General features: G+C 72.3%; 9 protein-coding genes and 1 tRNA gene. 2 read left to right on the top strand and 8 right to left on the bottom strand.

All coding sequences use genetic code 11. The features are described from left to right. Window positions 1-40: 40 nt before the first annotated feature. The 3 genes from rpsA to polA form a co-directional block, all read right to left on the bottom strand. Window positions 41-1510 (bottom strand): 30S ribosomal protein S1, encoded by a 1470-nt coding sequence (rpsA, locus tag AC1Q5D_RS14735; protein ID WP_481739214.1) that lies wholly within the window; start codon window positions 1508-1510, stop codon window positions 41-43. Window positions 1511-1730: 220 nt separating this feature from the next. Next, window positions 1731-3038 carry a GNAT family N-acetyltransferase gene (locus AC1Q5D_RS14730; RefSeq protein WP_481739213.1) on the bottom strand — a complete coding sequence of 436 codons (1308 nt, stop codon included), beginning with the start codon at window positions 3036-3038 and terminating at the stop codon, window positions 1731-1733. Continuing rightward, window positions 3038-5659: a DNA polymerase I gene (polA, locus tag AC1Q5D_RS14725; protein WP_481739246.1), complete on the bottom strand. Its 2622-nt coding sequence runs from the start codon at window positions 5657-5659 to the stop codon at window positions 3038-3040. Before polA ends, AC1Q5D_RS14730 begins: the two co-directional genes overlap by 1 nt. A gap of 82 nt (window positions 5660-5741) precedes the next feature. Here polA and AC1Q5D_RS14720 point away from each other — a divergent pair, with 82 nt between their 5' ends. Then, window positions 5742-6281 carry a hotdog fold thioesterase gene (locus AC1Q5D_RS14720; RefSeq protein ID WP_481739212.1) on the top strand — a complete coding sequence of 180 codons (540 nt, stop codon included), beginning with the start codon at window positions 5742-5744 and terminating at the stop codon, window positions 6279-6281. A 67-nt stretch (window positions 6282-6348) separates the two neighbouring features. On the opposite strand, the gene AC1Q5D_RS14715 is transcribed toward AC1Q5D_RS14720, so the two are convergent. Next, complete coding sequence (locus AC1Q5D_RS14715) at window positions 6349-6912, bottom strand: dihydrofolate reductase family protein (RefSeq protein WP_481739211.1); 564 nt, start codon at window positions 6910-6912, stop codon at window positions 6349-6351. A 105-nt stretch (window positions 6913-7017) separates the two neighbouring features. After that, window positions 7018-7102: transfer RNA gene (locus tag AC1Q5D_RS14710), tRNA-Leu, on the bottom strand. Window positions 7103-7231: 129 nt separating this feature from the next. Here AC1Q5D_RS14710 and AC1Q5D_RS14705 point away from each other — a divergent pair. After that, window positions 7232-7861, top strand: a complete 630-nt coding sequence (locus AC1Q5D_RS14705; RefSeq protein ID WP_481739210.1) for an ANTAR domain-containing response regulator — start codon at window positions 7232-7234, stop codon at window positions 7859-7861. 96 nt (window positions 7862-7957) lie between these two features. Here the strand turns inward: AC1Q5D_RS14705 and pyk are convergent, their stop codons facing one another. Genes pyk through gltB form a run of 3 tightly spaced genes read right to left on the bottom strand, consistent with a single transcriptional unit; the run spans window position 7958 to window position 15597 of the window. Beyond that, window positions 7958-9490, bottom strand: coding sequence for a pyruvate kinase (gene pyk / locus AC1Q5D_RS14700; RefSeq protein WP_481739209.1), 1533 nt, complete (start codon window positions 9488-9490; stop codon window positions 7958-7960). Between the two features lie 55 nt (window positions 9491-9545). Continuing rightward, window positions 9546-11003, bottom strand: coding sequence for a glutamate synthase subunit beta (locus AC1Q5D_RS14695; protein WP_481739208.1), 1458 nt, complete (start codon window positions 11001-11003; stop codon window positions 9546-9548). Next, window positions 10996-15597, bottom strand: a complete 4602-nt coding sequence (gene gltB / locus AC1Q5D_RS14690) for a glutamate synthase large subunit (protein ID WP_481739207.1) — start codon at window positions 15595-15597, stop codon at window positions 10996-10998. The genes AC1Q5D_RS14695 and gltB overlap by 8 nt, the downstream gene beginning before the upstream one ends. Window positions 15598-15914: the final 317 nt, after the last annotated feature.

The raw sequence follows: 15914 nt of genomic DNA, 5'->3' as shown, positions 1-15914 counted from the left end.
TCCGTGCGGTGGCGGCCCGTCGCCGGGCCGCCGGTGGCGGCTAGTTGCCGGTCAGCTTCTCGCGCAGTGCGGCGAGGGCCTCGTCGGAGGCCAGCGTGCCGGCGTCCGTGGCCGGGGCCTCGGAGGAGTAGCTGGTCGGGACCGACGCGGCCGTGGCGCCGCTGGCGGCCTCGGTGTCCTCGTTGATCGCCTGGGAGACCTGCTTCTTGTGCGACTCCCAGCGGGCCTGGGCCTCGGCGTACTGCTGCTCCCACGCGGCGCGCTGCGTCTCGTAGCCCTCGAGCCACTCGTTCGCCTCCGGGTCGAAGCCCTCGGGGTACTTGTAGTTGCCCTCCTCGTCGTACTCGGCGGCCATGCCGTACAGCGCCGGGTCGAACTCGGTGCCCTCGGGGTCGACGCCCTCGTTGGCCTGCTTCAGGGACAGCGAGATGCGGCGGCGCTCCAGGTCGATGTCGATGACCTTCACGAACAGCTCGTCGCCCACGGAGACGACCTGCTCGGCCAGCTCGACGTGGCGCTGCGCCAGCTCGGAGATGTGCACCAGGCCCTCGATGCCGTCCTCGACGCGGACGAACGCGCCGAAGGGCACCAGCTTGGTGACCTTACCCGGAACGACCTGGCCCAGCGCGTGCGTGCGGGCGAAGGTCTGCCACGGGTCCTCCTGCGTGGCCTTGAGCGACAGGGAGACGCGCTCGCGCTCCAGGTCGACCTCGAGGACCTCGACCGTGACCTCCTGGCCGACCTCGACAACCTCGTTCGGGTGGTCGATGTGCTTCCAGGACAGCTCGGAGACGTGCACCAGGCCGTCGACGCCGCCCAGGTCCACGAAGGCACCGAAGTTGACGATGGAGGAGACGACGCCCGGACGGACCTGGCCCTTCTCCAGCTTGTTGAGGAAGGAGGAGCGGACCTCGGACTGGGTCTGCTCGAGCCAGGCGCGGCGGGACAGGACCACGTTGTTGCGGTTCTTGTCCAGCTCGATGATCTTCGCCTCGAGCTCCTGGCCGATGTACGGGGCCAGGTCGCGCACGCGGCGCATCTCGACGAGAGAGGCCGGGAGGAAGCCGCGCAGGCCGATGTCCAGGATGAGGCCGCCCTTGACGACCTCGATGACGGTGCCGGTGACGACGCCGTCCTCTTCCTTGATCTTCTCGATGTCGCCCCAGGCGCGCTCGTACTGCGCGCGCTTCTTGGAGAGGATCAGGCGGCCTTCCTTGTCCTCCTTGGTGAGGACGAGGGCCTCGACGTTGTCGCCTACGGCCACCACCTCGCCGGGATCGACATCGTGCTTGATCGACAGCTCGCGCGAGGGGATGACGCCCTCGGTCTTGTAGCCGATGTCGAGGAGGACTTCGTCGCGGTCGACCTTGACGACGGTGCCCTCGACGAGGTCCCCATCGTTGAAGTACTTGATGGTGGCGTCGACGGCGGCGAGGAAGTCTTCAGCGGTACCGATGTCGTTGATCGCGACCTGCGGGGTACCGGTCTTCTCGTGGGAGGTGATGGTCATGTAGTAGGGGCTCCGATGTGGATTGTTTTCTAGGTCGGGCCACCGGAAGTCCCGGCACGCCCGAAGGTGTTCATTGGCGCGTTTCCGGGCACGATAGTGCCACGGACACGCCGTACTAGTTTAGGCACCCGCGCGGCACCCGGTCAAAGCCGGTGGCGTGTCGCGTGTCGCGCCCGTCGGGGGCGCGGGGCCCCGGGGCGGGAGGGCCGCCCCGGCGCCCTCAGAAGACCGTGCGGCAGTAGGGCGCGCGCGACGTCGCGAAGAGCCGGGCCGCCGCCTCGACCGCCGCGGGCCGCCCGTGGATGCGCCCGGCCGCGGCCAGCACCGCGGCGGACGTCCCGCCCAGGTACAGCTCGGCCAGCGCGGAGACACCGAGGCCGATCCGCGGCAGGCCGGCCGGGGCGGGGCCGCCGTCGAGCGCCGTCGCGGTCGCGGAGCCGCCGGCGGCGGAGAGCAGCACGGGGCCGCCGGCCAGGCCGCCCGGGTCGTCGACGTCGAGCAGGAGGGTCCCGTCGCCCGTGTAGGTCCGCGCGGCGAGGGCGGCCGGCGCGTCCAGGATCCGCAGCCACAGCGAGTCGGCGGTGCCGGTGGTCTCGAGGCGGCGGGCGTCCCGCAGGGCCGCGGGCAGCTCCGAGTCGACCGGCTCGTGGTCCCACTCGACGCGCCCGATCAGGTCGTGGTCGGCCAGGTTCGCCCACAGGGCGATCCGCGCCCCGGGCGTGGCGGCCAGCAGGTCGCGGACGCGCAGGGCGGGCGGCTCGCTCCCCCATCCGCCGAACTCGTACGTCGCGAACCCGTCCGCGCGCCCGTCGGCGTCGAGGTGGACCACCGCGCGCAGCGCCGGGTTCGGCTTCGGCCCGTCGAAGGACCAGACGCCGGTGGCCCGGAGGCGGTAGGCGGCCTGCCGGCCGATGGACCCGTGCCCCGCCGCGTGGAACGCGGCGAAGACGGCATCGTGGGTGTCCCCGAGCGCGGCGGGGTCGACGGCGACGACGCTGCCGGTGGGCCGCTCCCGGAGCCCGGAGCCGTCCCGCGCGTCGAGGCGCACCTTCGCCTCGCGGGCCGCGATCCCGAACCCGAAGCGCCCGTAGATCGTCGCCTCGGAGGCCATGAGGGCCGCCACGGGCACGCCCGCGTCGCGCGCGGCCCGCAGGTCCTCCCCCATCATCCGGCTCAGGACCCCGCGGCGCCGGTGCGACGTGCGGACGGTGACGGCGGTGACGAGGTGGGCGGGCACCTGGGCGCCGCCGGGCACGGTCAGCGGCTTGCGGAAGGTGGCGTACGTGGCGACCGGGAGGTCCGCCGGCAGCGATGCGTCCGGCTGCGCGTCGTCGTACACCGCGGTCGCGGTCCGGCCGTCTGCGGCGTAGACGCGAACCATCTCGTCGATCCGCTCCGGGGACGGCGCGTCGTAGAAGCCGTGCCCGACGGCGCGCATCCACGCCGTCGCGCGGGCGTCGGGGGCGCCGTCGGGGCCGGACCCGAGCGGGAACCGCTCGAGCCGCAGGCCGTCGGCGCCCCGCGTCATCAGTGCCCGGCCTCGTGCCAGCTGGCCCCGGTTCCCACCTGGACGTCCAGCGGCACGGCGAGTTCCGCGGCCGCGCCCATCCGCTCGCGCACCAGGTGCTCCATGGCGTCGAGCTCGCCGGGGGCGACCTCGAACACGAGCTCGTCGTGGACCTGGAGCAGCATCCGGGAGCGGAACCCGCCCTCGCGCAGGCCGGCGTCGACGCCGATCATGGCGCGCTTGATGATGTCGGCGGCCGACCCCTGGATGGGGGCGTTCAGCGCCGCCCGCTCGGCCATCTCGCGGAGCTGCCGGTTGTCGCTGGCCAGGTCCGGCAGGTAGCGCCGGCGGCCCTCGATGGTGGACGTGTAGCCGTCGCGGCGGGCCTGTTCGACCACGCCGCGCAGGTAGTCGCGCACGGCGCCGAACCGGGCGAAGTAGTCCTTCATGAGGGTGCGGGCCTCGTCCACCGGGATCTTCAGCTGCTTGGAGAGCCCGAACGAGCTGAGCCCGTAGGCCAGCCCGTAGGACATCGCCTTGACCTTGGCCCGCATCTCGCCCGTCACGTCCTCCGGGGCCACGCCGAACACGTGCGAGCCGACGAACCGGTGCAGGTCCTCGCCGTCGCGGTACGCCTGGATCAGCCCGGGGTCGCCGGACAGGTGGGCCATGATCCGCATCTCGATCTGCGAGTAGTCGGCCGTCAGGAGCGTCTCGTAGCCGGGGCCGACGACGAAGGCCTCGCGGATCCGCCGGCCCGCCTCGGAACGGATCGGGATGTTCTGCAGGTTGGGGTTGAGGCTGGAGAGCCGGCCCGTGGCGGCGACGGTTTGGGCGTAGGTCGTGTGGATCCGCCCGTCGGGGGCGACCGACTTGCTGAGCCCCTCCACCGTCTGGCGCAGCTTGGACGCGTCCCGGTGGGCCATGAGGTTCGCCAGGAAAGGGTGGTCGGTCCGCTCCAGCAGGTCCGCCAGCGAGTCCGCGTCCGTGGTGTATCCGGTCTTGATCTTCTTGGTCTTCGGCAGCCCGAGCTCCTCGAACAGCACGACCTGCAGCTGCTTGGGCGAGCCGAGGTTCACCTCGTGGCCGATCGCGGCGTACGCGTTGCCGGTCGCCGCGTCGATCGTGGCCGTGAAGTCGTCCATCAGCGTCTGCAGGGAGGCGGAGTCGACGGCGATGCCCGTGCGCTCCATCCCGGCCAGGATCTCCGCCAGCGGGAGCTCCATGTCCCCCAGCAGGGTCGAGGCCCCGCGCTCGAGGACCTGGCCGGTGAGGTGGTTGCTCAGCAGCCGCACCACGTGGGCGGTCCGCGCGCACGTGGCGGCGCCGTCGACGTCCAGCGGCAGCTGCCCGGAGTCCGGGGCCCCCTCCCCGAGCGCGATCCGCAGGTGGTGCTGGGCGACGTCGGCCAGCTCGTGGCTGCGCCGGTCCGGCTGGATCAGGTAGGCCGAGACCATGGTGTCGTCGACGACGCCCCCGAGTTCCAAGCCCCGGTCCGCGAGCAGCTTGTAGCCGGCCTTGACGTCGTGCAGGGCCTTCTTCAGGTCGTCGGAGGCCAGCGCGTCCGCCAGGACACGCTCGGTCTCCTCGCCCAGCGCGGAGAGGTCCGCGTACGCCGTGGCCCCCTCGGAGGCGAACGCGACCCCGTCGGCCTCCACCCCGCCGGCGGCGGCGGGAACCGTGTGCAGGGCGACACCGAGCGTGTGCGTGCCGTGGTCGGCGAACCAGGCCGCGACGGCCTCCGGGGTCTCGAGGCGGGTGGGGTCCGGGAGCTCGAGTTCGGGGGCCTCCGGCCCCTCCTCCTCGCCGAAGAGGTCGAAGAGGCGCTTGCGCAGCGTATTGAACTGCAGCGCGTCGAACAGCTCCTCGACCGCGTCCCGGTTCGGGTGCTCGAGTTCGAGGGCCTCGAGCGTGACGGGCAGGTCGAGGTTGCGCAGGAGCCGGTTGAGCCGGCGGTTGCGCTCGACGTTGGCCAGGTTCTCCCGCAGCGAGTCCCCCACCTTGCCCTTGATGGCGTCGGCGTTCCGCAGGATCCCCTCGAGGCCCCCGTACTGGGTGATCCACTTCGCGGCGGTCTTGGGCCCCACCCCCGGAACGCCGGGCAGGTTGTCCGCGGACTCCCCCACGAGGGCGGCGAGGTCCGGGTAGAACTCCGGCCGGACGAAGTACTTGGCCTCGACGGCGTCCCCGTCCATGGGCGGGATGTCGGAAACGCCCTTCTTCGGGTAGAGGACCCGGGTGCGGTCGCTGATGAGCTGGAACGCGTCGCGGTCGCCGGACACGACGAGCACGTCCCAGCCGGCGCCCTCCCCGCGGGCGGCCAGGGTCGCGATGATGTCGTCGGCCTCGTACCCGTCCACCGTGATGGAGGGGATGTTCATGGCCTCCATCACCTTCTGGATCAGGTCGATCTGGCCGTGGAACTCCTCCGGGGTCTTGTTCCGCCCGGCCTTGTACTCGGTGTACTCCTCGGAGCGGAACGTGGGGGTGTCCAGGTCGAAGGCCACGCCGACGTGCGTCGGGCCGTGGTCGACGATCATGCGGATCAGCATGGAGACGAACCCGTACACGGCGTTGGTGTGCTGTCCCGTGTCGGTGGCGAAGTTCTCCGCGGGCAGCGCGTAGAAGGCGCGGAACGCCATGGAGTGGCCGTCGATGACAAGCAGGCGCCCGGCGTCGCCGGACGTTTTGGTGGATTCGCTCACGGGTGCCAGCCTAATGGCCATGACTGACAATTCCACAAGCACGCAGGCCCCCGCGGGGGCGCCCGGGGCGGGGCCCGCGGGGACCGCCGGGGCGGCGGCCGGGGCCGCCGGCCAGGCCGCGAACCCCTACGCCGCGGAGCTCGCCGCGCACGGCGTCCCGGAGGACCTGCACCCCCGCTTCGCCTCGCACGGGCTCGGCCCGCTCGCGGTCAAGCTCGGGATCGTGTTCACGGAGCTGTCGGCGGAGCGGGTCGTCGCCACCATGCCGGTGGAGGGGAACCAGCAGGTCGCCGGGATCCTGCACGGAGGCGCCTCCGTCGCCCTCGCCGAGACCCTGGGCTCGGTCGCGGCCGCGCTGCACGGCGGCGAGGCCAAGAAGCCGGTCGGCGTGGACATCTCGGCCACGCACCACCGTGCCGGCGTGTCCGGGCTCGTGACCGGGGTGTGCCTGCCCCTGCACCTGGGCCGGAAGGTGACCACGCACGAGATCGCCATCACCGACGAGGCCGGCCGCCGACTCTGCTCGGCGCGGATCACCAACATGCTGCTGGACGCGTAGCCGCGCGGGCGCCGCCGTCGTCCGCCGCGGGCACCCGGGGCCGCCCCGGAAACCTGGGGCCGCGCGGTCAGTGCACGCGGTCGGAGCGCGGCGGCGGGAGCACGGCGTAGCGCGTCTCGCGCACGCCTCGCCCGAACTCGCGGCTCCCCAGCGACTCGAGCCCCAGGTGCCCGACCATCGCGAAGAGGGGCCGCCCCCCGGCGAGCAGGACGGGCACCGTGGTCAGGATCAGCTCGTCCAGGTGCCCGCCCTCGGCCAGCTGCCCCGCGAGGGAGCCGCCGCCGAGGACCCAGACGTTGCGGGCGCCGGCGTCGGCCGCGATGTCCTGGACCCACTCGGAGACCTCCCCGCGGATGAACGTCACGTCGGCGCCGGGCGCGGCCGGCAGCTCGCGGTGCGTGAAGACCCAGGTGGGGATCGTCCCGTAGGGCCACTGCCCCCGCTGGTGCCGCCGCAGCCACGAGTACGTGTCGGCGCCCATGACGATGGACCCCACGGACTCGGTGAACTCCGCGATCGCCTCCGCGACGCCCTCGGCGTCGTCGAAGGCCGTCAGCCAGTCCAGGGAGTCGTGCTCGTCCGCGATGTACCCGTCCACCGAGGCGGCCACGTAGTAGAGGAAGCGTGCCATGCGGCCCATCCTAGGCACGGCCCCGGGGAATGCCACCCGCTCCAGCGGGGCACCAGGCACGCCAAAGGCCCCGCACCCCTGGTGCTCCAGGGGCGGGGGCCTTGGTGGTGCCCGAAGTGGGACTCGAACCCACACGGTTTTACCCGCCGCATTTTGAGTGCGGTGCGTCTGCCAATTCCGCCATTCGGGCCGGGCGTGCCGCCCGTCCGGGCACCCGGCGGGCGCCAGTGGCGCCTTCACACTCTACCTGCCGCTAGGCTGGGTGCGGAATTCCCCCGCCAGACCGACGCCCGGGACGACCGGGCAGCAGGAGCCGCGCATGACCCCCGAAAACACCACGGACGCCCCGCGCCCGGAGCCGGCGGACGCCGCCACCGCTCCCGCCCGCCGGGTCGTCGTGGCCGAGGACGAGACCCTGATCCGCCTGGACATCGTCGAGATCCTCCGCGGCGAGGGCTTCGACGTCGTCGGCGAGGCCGACAACGGGGAGCGGGCCCTCGAGCTGGCCCGCGACCTGCGCCCGGACCTGGTCCTCATGGACGTGAAGATGCCGGTCATGGACGGCATCACCGCCGCCGAGACCATCGCGAAGGAGCGCATCGCGCCCGTGGTGCTGCTGACCGCCTTCAGCCAGAAGGAGCTCGTCGAGCGCGCCCGCGAGGCCGGCGCCATGGCCTACGTCGTCAAGCCGTTCGGCCCCAACGACCTGATCCCCGCCATCGAGATCGCCCTGTCCCGCCACGAGGAGCTCACCGCCCTGGAGAAGGAGGTCGGGGACCTCAAGGAGCAGTTCGCCACGCGGAAGCTGGTCGAGCGGGCCAAGTCCCTGCTCACGACGCGGATGGGCCTGAGCGAGCCCGAGGCGTTCCGGTGGATCCAGAAGACGTCGATGGACCGCCGCCTGAGCATGCGCGAGGTCGCCGAGACCATCATCTCGCAGGTCCAGTAGGGACACCGGTCCCGGGCCGCCGGCTGCGGGGCGCCCGGGGAACACGACGACGGCGGCGGGGCACCAGGTGCCCCGCCGCCGTCGCGCTCCGCCGTGCTACTGGCGCTCGCCGCGCATCCGCGCGACCATCTCGTCCAGCGCCTGCTCGCGAGTCCGCCACGGCCCGATCTTCTCGCGCGGGGGCGCCTCCTGGCCGTCCAGGAGCTGGCCGGCGTCGGCGATGTCCCCGACCCGGTGGATCCGCAGCGAGTTCGTGGAGCCGGCCTGCCCGGGGGGCGACCCGGCGGCGATGCACACGAGGTCGTTGACCTTGGCCAGGCCCTCCTCCTGGAGCGCCCAGTCCACCTGCGCCGTCATCTTGTCCGTGTGGTCCGCGTACTCGACCAGCCGCGGCTGGATGCCCCAGTACAGGGCCATGATGTTGAAGGTCTGCTTCAGCGGCGTGAACGCGAGGATCGGCTTCTGCGGGCGCAGCCGGCTCAGGCGCCGGGCCGAGTCGCCGGACTGCGTGAACGCGACGATGAACTTCGCGTCCAGCTGCTCGGCGATCTCCACGGCCGCGCGGGTGATGGCCCCGCCGCGCGTCTTGGGCTTGCTGCCCAGCGGCGGGATCCGGCCCAGGCCGTGGTCCTCGGTGGCCTCGATGATGCGGGCCATGGTCTGGATGGTCTCGATCGGGTACTTGCCGACGCTGGTCTCGCCGGAGAGCATCACCGCGTCGGCGCCGTCGATGACGGCGTTCGCGCAGTCGGAGGCCTCGGCCCGGGTCGGGGTCGGCGAGTCGATCATCGACTCGAGCACCTGCGTGGCGACGATGACCGGCTTCGCCCAGCGGCGCGCGAGCTCGATGGCCCGCTTCTGCACGAGCGGGACCTCCTCGAGCGGCAGCTCGACGCCGAGATCGCCGCGGGCGACCATGATCGAGTCGAACGCGTCGATGATCTCCTCGAGCGCGTCGACGGCCTGCGGCTTCTCGATCTTGGCGATGACCGGCATGCGCCGGCCCTCCTCGTCCATGATCTCGTGGACGCGGTCGATGTCCGCGGCGTTGCGCACGAAGGACAGCGCCACCATGTCGACGCCGGAGCGCACGGCCCAGCGCAGGTCCTCCTCGTCCTTGTCGGACAGGGCGGGGACGCTGACGGCGACGCCGGGGAGATTGATGCCCTTGTTGTTGGACACCTCCCCGCCGACGACGACCTCGGTGACGACCTTCGTGTGGTCGACGTCGATGGCCCGCAGGACGACGCGGCCGTCGTTGACGAGCAGCCGGTCGCCCGGGGCCACGTCGGCGGGGAGCCCCTTGAACGTGGTCGAGCACAGCTCCCGCGTGCCCTCCACGTCCTCGGTCGTGATCGTGAACGCGTCCCCCGGCTCCAGGTGGTGCGGGCCGTCGGCGAAGCGGCCCAGGCGGATCTTGGGACCCTGCAGGTCCGCGAAGACGGCGAGGGGGCGCCCGAGCTCCTCCGCGGCCTGGCGCACGTTGGCCAGGTTCTCCGCGTGGGTCGAGTGCTCGCCGTGGCTCATGTTGAGCCGGGCCACGTCGATCCCGGCCTTGACTGCGGCCACGGCCGCCTCGTACGTCCCCAATGCCGGGCCGAAGGTTGCAACAATCTTCGCGCGTCTCATATCGAGAGCCTAACCGCCTTTCCGTTCCGTGCGGCCGGGCCGGCCGCGTCCGAGGTCAGGGCAACCCGATGGCTCGGTCGGTCGGGGCCACGGGGGCCGGCAGCCGGGTCTCGCCCATCAGGTACCTGTCCACCGCGGCGGCGCACGCGCGCCCTTCCGCGATGGCCCACACGATCAGCGATTGCCCGCGGCCGGCGTCGCCGGCAACGAACACGCCGGGCGTGTTGGTCATGTAGTAACCGTCACGGGCGACGTTGCCCCGGTCGTCGAACTGGGTCCCGGCCTGATCCCCGAGCCCCGCGGGCTCGGGCCCGGTGAAACCGAGGGCCAGGAAGACGAGGTCGGCCTTGATGACGCGCTCGGTGCCGGCCTTCGGCAGACGCTTTCCGTCCACGAACTCGGTCTCGGCGACCATGACGCCCGTCACACGGCCGTCCTCCCCCACGAACTCTACCGTAGACGCGAGGTAGGTGCGCTCCCCGCCCTCCTCGTGGGCGCTGGCCACCTCGAACAGGGTCGGGAACATGGGCCACGGCTGGTGTCCGGGGCGCTCGCCCGGCGGCTGCTTGCCGATCGCCAGCGTCGTCACGGAGGCCGCCTGCTGGCGGTGCGCGGTGCCGATGCAGTCCGCGCCCGTGTCGCCGCCACCGAGGATGACGACGTGCTTGCCGGCCGCGTCGATCCGCCCCGGGACCGGCTCGCCGGCGACGGAGCGGTTGGACTGCACGAGGTAGTCCATCGCGAAGTGCACGCCGTCCAGGTCCCGCCCGGGGATGGGCAGGTCGCGCGGCACCGTGGCGCCGGTGGCGACGACGACGGCGTCGTAGCGGCGCCGCAGCTGGTCCCAGGAGATGTCCTTGCCCAGCTCCACGTTGGTGCGGAACCGGGTCCCCTCGGCCTCCATCTGCGCCAGGCGGCGGTCCAGGACGGACTTCTCCATCTTGAAGTCCGGGATGCCGTAGCGCAGCAGGCCGCCGACGCGGTCGTCCCGCTCGTAGACGGCGACCGTGTGCCCGGCGCGGGTGAGTTGCTGGGCGGCGGCCAGGCCCGCGGGGCCGGAGCCGACGACGGCGATCGTCTGGTCGGTGTGCCGCTGCGGCAGGACCGGCTCGATGAGCCCGTCCTCGAACGCCGAGTCCGCGATCTCCGCCTCGACCTGCTTGATCGTCACGGCGGGCTGGTTGATGCCCAGCACGCAGGACGACTCGCAGGGGGCCGGGCAGAGCTTGCCGGTGAACTCGGGGAAGTTGTTGGTCGCGTGCAGCCGCTCGGACGCCTCGGGCATCCGGCCGCGCCAGACCAGGTCGTTCCACTCGGGGATCAGGTTGCCCAGCGGGCAGCCCTGGTGGCAGAAGGGAACGCCGCAGTCCATGCAGCGCCCGGCCTGCTCCTTGAGCGTGCCGGCGTTCTGGCGTTCGTAGACCTCCTTGTAGTCCATGATGCGCACCGGCACGGGCCGGCGCGGCTGGGTCACACGTTCGCGTACGGTCAGGAATCCACGGGGATCAGCCACGGGTCGCCTCCAGAATCCGGGTCCAGACGGCGTCGCCGTCCGGGTCGAGCCCCTCCGCCTCGGCGGCGGAGCGGGTGGCCACAACGGCCTCGAAGTCGCGGGGCACCACCTCGGTGATGCGCGCCGCGGTGTCCTGGAAGTCCAGGAGCAGGGACGCGGCGAGCCGGGATCCGGTCTCCTCCGCATGGCGGGCCAGCAGGGCGCGCACGGACTCGACGGCGTCCCCGGCCAGGGGCCGCAGGACGAGTTCGCCGGACGCCAGCGCCGCCGTGTTGACCTGGGCCGGGTCCAGGTCGAGCACGTAGGCGTGCCCGCCGGACATGCCGGCCCCGAAGTTGCGGCCCGTCGGCCCGAGCACCAGGGCGGTGCCGCCGGTCATGTACTCGCAGCCGTGGTCGCCGATGCCCTCGGCGACCGCCGTGGCCCCCGAGTTGCGGACCAGGAACCGCTCCCCCACCATGCCGCACAGGAACAGCTCGCCGCTCGTCGCGCCGTAGCCGATCACGTTGCCCGCGATCGTGTTCCGGGCCGCGTCCAGGACGCTGTTGCGGTCCGGGCGGACGATCACGCGGCCGCCGGAGAGGCCCTTGCCGACGTAGTCGTTCGAGTCGCCGAAGAGCCGCAGGGTGATGCCCTCCGGCAGGAACGCGCCGAGAGACTGCCCGGCGTTTCCGGTGAGCGTCACGTCGATGGTGTCCGGGGCGAGCGTCTCGAGCCCGAACCGGCGGGTGGCCTCGTGGCCGAGCATGGTCCCGACGGAGCGGTCCGTGTTGACCACGTCGAGGCTGATCCGCACGGGCTCGCGCCGCTCCAGCGCGTCGGCGCTGAGCTCGATGAGCCGGTTGTCGAAGTGCGCGTCCAGCTCGTGGTTTTGGCCCGTGGTGTGGGCCAGCGGGGACTCCGCCCCCACGTGCCCGCGCAGGACGGGCTCGAGGTCCAGCCCCTCCGTCTTCCAGTGGTCGACGGCGGCCTGCCGCTCGATCAGCTCCGAGTGGCCGACGGCCTCCGCGAGGCTGCGGAAGCCCAGCTCGGCCAGCAGCTCGCGGACCTCCTCGGCCAGGAACTCGAAGAAGTTCACGACGAACTCCGGCTTGCCGGTGAAGCGCCGGCGCAGCTCGGGGTTCTGCGTCGCGACGCCGACCGGGCAGGTGTCCAGGTGGCACACGCGCATCATGATGCAGCCCGAGACCACCAGCGGGGCGGTCGCGAAGCCGTACTCCTCCGCGCCGAGCAGCGCGGCGATGACGACGTCGCGGCCGGTCTTGAGCTGGCCGTCCACCTGGACGACGACGCGGTCGCGCAGCCCGTTGAGCATCAGCGTCTGCTGGGTCTCGGCCAGCCCCAGCTCCCACGGCGCCCCCGCGTGCTTGAGCGAGTTCATCGGGGACGCCCCGGTGCCGCCGTCGTGGCCGGAGACCAGGACGACGTCGGCCTTCGCCTTCGTCACCCCCGCGGCCACCGTGCCGACGCCGACCCCGGAGACCAGCTTGACGTGGACGCGGGCGCGCGGGTTGGCGCGCTTGGCGTCGTAGATCAGCTGGGCGAGGTCCTCGATGGAGTAGATGTCGTGGTGCGGCGGCGGCGAGACCAGCGAGACCCCGGGCGTGGAGTGCCGGGTCCGGGCGACCCACGGGTAGACCTTCTGCCCCATGAGCTGGCCGCCCTCGCCCGGCTTGGCCCCCTGGGCCATCTTGATCTGGATGTCGTCGGCCTGCGTCAGGTACAGGCTCGTGACACCGAAGCGGCCGGAGGCGATCTGCTTGATGGCGCTGCGCCGCTCCGGGTCCATGAGGCGCTCCGGGTCCTCGCCGCCCTCGCCGGTGTTCGACTTGCCGCCGAGCCGGTTCATCGCGATCGCGAGCGTCTCGTGGGCCTCCTGGGAGATGGAGCCGTAGCTCATGGCGCCGGTGGAGAAGCGCTTGACGATCTCCGCGACGGGCTCGACCTCCTCCAGGGGCACGGGGGGCCGCTCCCCCGTCTTCAGGCCGAGCAGGCCGCGCAGCGTCATCAGGTCGCGGGCCTGCTCGTCGACGCGGCTCGTGTACTCCTTGAAGATGTCGTAGCGGCGCTCGCGCGTGGCGTGCTGGAGCCGGAACACGGTTTCCGGGTTGAACAGGTGCGGCGGGCCCTCCCGGCGCCACTGGTACTCGCCGCCGGTCTCGAGGGCGCGGTGCGGCTCCGGGTTGCCGTCCGCCGGGTAGGCGGAGGCGTGGCGGGCCCCGGTCTCGGTGGCCAGCACGTCCAGCCCGACCCCGCCCAGCTGCGACACGGTGCCGGTGAAGTACTGGTCGACGACGCGCTGGGACAGGCCGAGCGCCTCGAACGTCTGGGCTCCCGTGTAGGAGGAGACCGTGGAGATGCCCATCTTGGACATGATCTTCAGGACACCCTTGCCGAGCGCCTTGATGAGGTTGGCGTGGGCCTGCGGCGCCGTCGTCGCCCCCAGCTCCCCGTTCTCGGCCATCTCCTCGACGCTCTCGAGGGCCAGGTACGGGTTGACGGCGGAGGCGCCGTAGCCCAGCAGCACGGCCACGTGGTGGACCTCGCGCACGTCGCCCGCCTCGACGACGAGGGACGTGCGGGTGCGGTTCGCGCTCTTGAGCAGGTGGTGGTGGACGGCCGAGGTCAGCAGCAGCGACGGGATGGGCGCCCACTGGGCGTTGGAGTCGCGGTCGGAGAGCACCACGAACTGGACGCCGCGGTTGATGGCCCCGGACACCTTCTCGCAGATCTCCTGGATGCGCCGGCGCAGCTCGGCCTCTCCGCCCTCCGGCCGGTACAGGCCGCGCACCTTCAGCGCCGCCTTGGTCCCGTCCGGGGTGCGGATGTTGGCGATTTTTGCCAGCTCGTCGTTGGTGATCACCGGGTAGTCGAGGCTGACGTGCCGCGCGTCGACCTTGCCGGCGGCCAGCAGGTTGCCGTCCGGGCCGATCGACCCGTGCATGGAGGTCACGAGCTCCTCGCGGATCGAGTCCAGCGGCGGGTTGGTGACCTGTGCGAACGCCTGCACGAAGTAGTCGAAGAGCAGCCGCGGGCGCTTGGACAGGACCGCGATCGGGGTGTCGGAGCCCATGGCGCCCAGCGGCTCGGCGCCGGTGGCCGCCATCGGGGCAAGCAGGATCTTCAGCTCCTCGTGCGTGTAGCCGAAGGTGCGCTGGCGCAGCCGGACCGAGCCGGGGTTGTGGCTGACGTGCTCGCGCTCGGGCAGGTCCTTGAGCGAGATGACGTTCTCGTCCACCCACTGCCGCCACGGCTGGGCGGCGGCGGCCTCGGCCTTGATCTCCTCGTCCTCGACGATCCGCCCCTCGACGGTGTCGACGAGGAACATCCGGCCCGGGGAGACGCGGCCCTTGCGGGCGATCCGCTCGGGGGCGATGTCGACGACGCCGACCTCGGACGCGAGGACGACCAGGCCGTCGTGGGTCTCCCAGTAGCGGGCGGGGCGGAGGCCGTTGCGGTCCAGGACCGCGCCGACGCGGCGGCCGTCGGTGAAGGAGATCGCGGCGGGGCCGTCCCAGGGCTCCATGAGCATCGAGTGGTACTCGTAGAAGGCGCGCCGGTCGGGGTCCATGTCGGGCTGGTTCTCCCAGGCCTCGGGGACCATCATCATCACGGCGTGGGTGATCGGCCGGCCGGCCAGCGTCAGCAGCTCGGCGACCTCGTCGAAGGACGCGGAGTCGGAGGCCCCGGGCGTGCAGATGGGGAACAGCTCCTCGGGAACCTCGCCGAGGATCTCGCCGGCCAGCTGCGACTGCCGGGCGCGCATCCAGTTGCGGTTGCCCTTGACGGTGTTGATCTCGCCGTTGTGGGCGATCGTGCGGAAGGGCTGGGCCAGGGGCCAGGACGGGAACGTGTTCGTGGAGAAGCGCGAGTGGACGATGCCGAGCCGGGTCGCGAAGCGCTCGTCGGACAGGTCGGGGTAGAACGGCTCGAGCTGCGCCGTCGTGAGCATGCCCTTGTAGACGATGGTCTGGGAGGACAGCGAGGGGAAGTACACGCCGTGCTTGTTCTGGGCGCGCTTGCGCAGGCGGAAGGCGCGGGCGTCGAGGTCGTCGGCGCCGCCCTCGGCGGCCACGAAGAGCTGGACGAAGCGCGGCATGCAGGCGCGGGCCATGGCGCCGACGATCTCGGCCTGGATGGGGACGTCGCGCCAGCCGAGGATCTCGAGGCCCTCCTGGGCGGCGATCTCGGCGATGCCCTCGCGGGCGGCGGCCTCGAGCTCGGGCTCGGTCGGGAGGAACGCGGTGCCGGCGGCGTACTCGCCGGCCGCGGGCAGGTCGAACCCGACGACGGCGCGGAAGAACGCGTCGGGGATCTGGGTGAGGAGCCCGGCGCCGTCGCCGGTGCCCTCGTCGGCGCCGACGGCGCCGCGGTGTTCGAGGTTGCGCAGGGCGGTCAGGGCCGCGTCGACGATCTCGTGGCTGGGTTCGCCGCGGAGGGTGGCGACGACGGCGAGGCCGCAGGCGTCCTTCTCGTTCTCGGGACGGTAGAGGCCGGTGGCCTCGGGCATGCTGGCGAAGCGGGTGAAGGGCGAGGCCGGGACCCCGCCCTGCGTGCGCGAGGCGTTCTGCTGGTCTCCCAAGAGGTAGGTCATGGCGTCCTTTCGATCTCCAGGCATGCCTGGTCCCGGCGGGCCGGGGCGGAGGGGGTAGGGGGACGACGCTGGCCCCGGTGGGCGTCCGCGTCGGAGCGCGGCGCGGCACGGATCGGCCGCCTGGCGCTGGGCGTCTCGGGCGGCCGGTGACTGGCCCGCGGGGTAGGCGGGCCGCCTCATCGGTACCCCACGACGTCGTGGCCGGCCCCCTGCGGGGCGGCTCCCCCGGGCGGCCGTGTGGTTGACGGACGGCGGCACGGAAGCGGGTGTTGAGAGCCTAGCACCGGTCAGAACGCCGAAACCGGCAGGACGGCAAT

Source organism: Arthrobacter paludis (assembly GCF_056782315.1).
This window is presented reverse-complemented; position numbering and strand designations above follow the sequence as displayed.

What these genes read in the sequence shown, in the direction of transcription:
- AC1Q5D_RS14730 (WP_481739213.1), bottom strand. Translation starts at nt 3,038, where the DNA reads ATGACGCGGGGCGCCGACGGCCTGCGGCTCGAGCGGTTCCCGCTCGGG.
- pyk (WP_481739209.1), bottom strand. Translation starts at nt 9,490, where the DNA reads ATGAGACGCGCGAAGATTGTTGCAACCTTCGGCCCGGCATTGGGGACG.
- AC1Q5D_RS14715 (WP_481739211.1), bottom strand. Translation starts at nt 6,912, where the DNA reads ATGGCACGCTTCCTCTACTACGTGGCCGCCTCGGTGGACGGGTACATC.
- AC1Q5D_RS14720 (WP_481739212.1), top strand. Translation starts at nt 5,742, where the DNA reads ATGACTGACAATTCCACAAGCACGCAGGCCCCCGCGGGGGCGCCCGGG.
- polA (WP_481739246.1), bottom strand. Translation starts at nt 5,659, where the DNA reads ATGGCGTTCCGCGCCTTCTACGCGCTGCCCGCGGAGAACTTCGCCACC.
- gltB (WP_481739207.1), bottom strand. Translation starts at nt 15,597, where the DNA reads ATGACCTACCTCTTGGGAGACCAGCAGAACGCCTCGCGCACGCAGGGC.
- AC1Q5D_RS14705 (WP_481739210.1), top strand. Translation starts at nt 7,232, where the DNA reads ATGACCCCCGAAAACACCACGGACGCCCCGCGCCCGGAGCCGGCGGAC.
- rpsA (WP_481739214.1), bottom strand. Translation starts at nt 1,510, where the DNA reads ATGACCATCACCTCCCACGAGAAGACCGGTACCCCGCAGGTCGCGATC.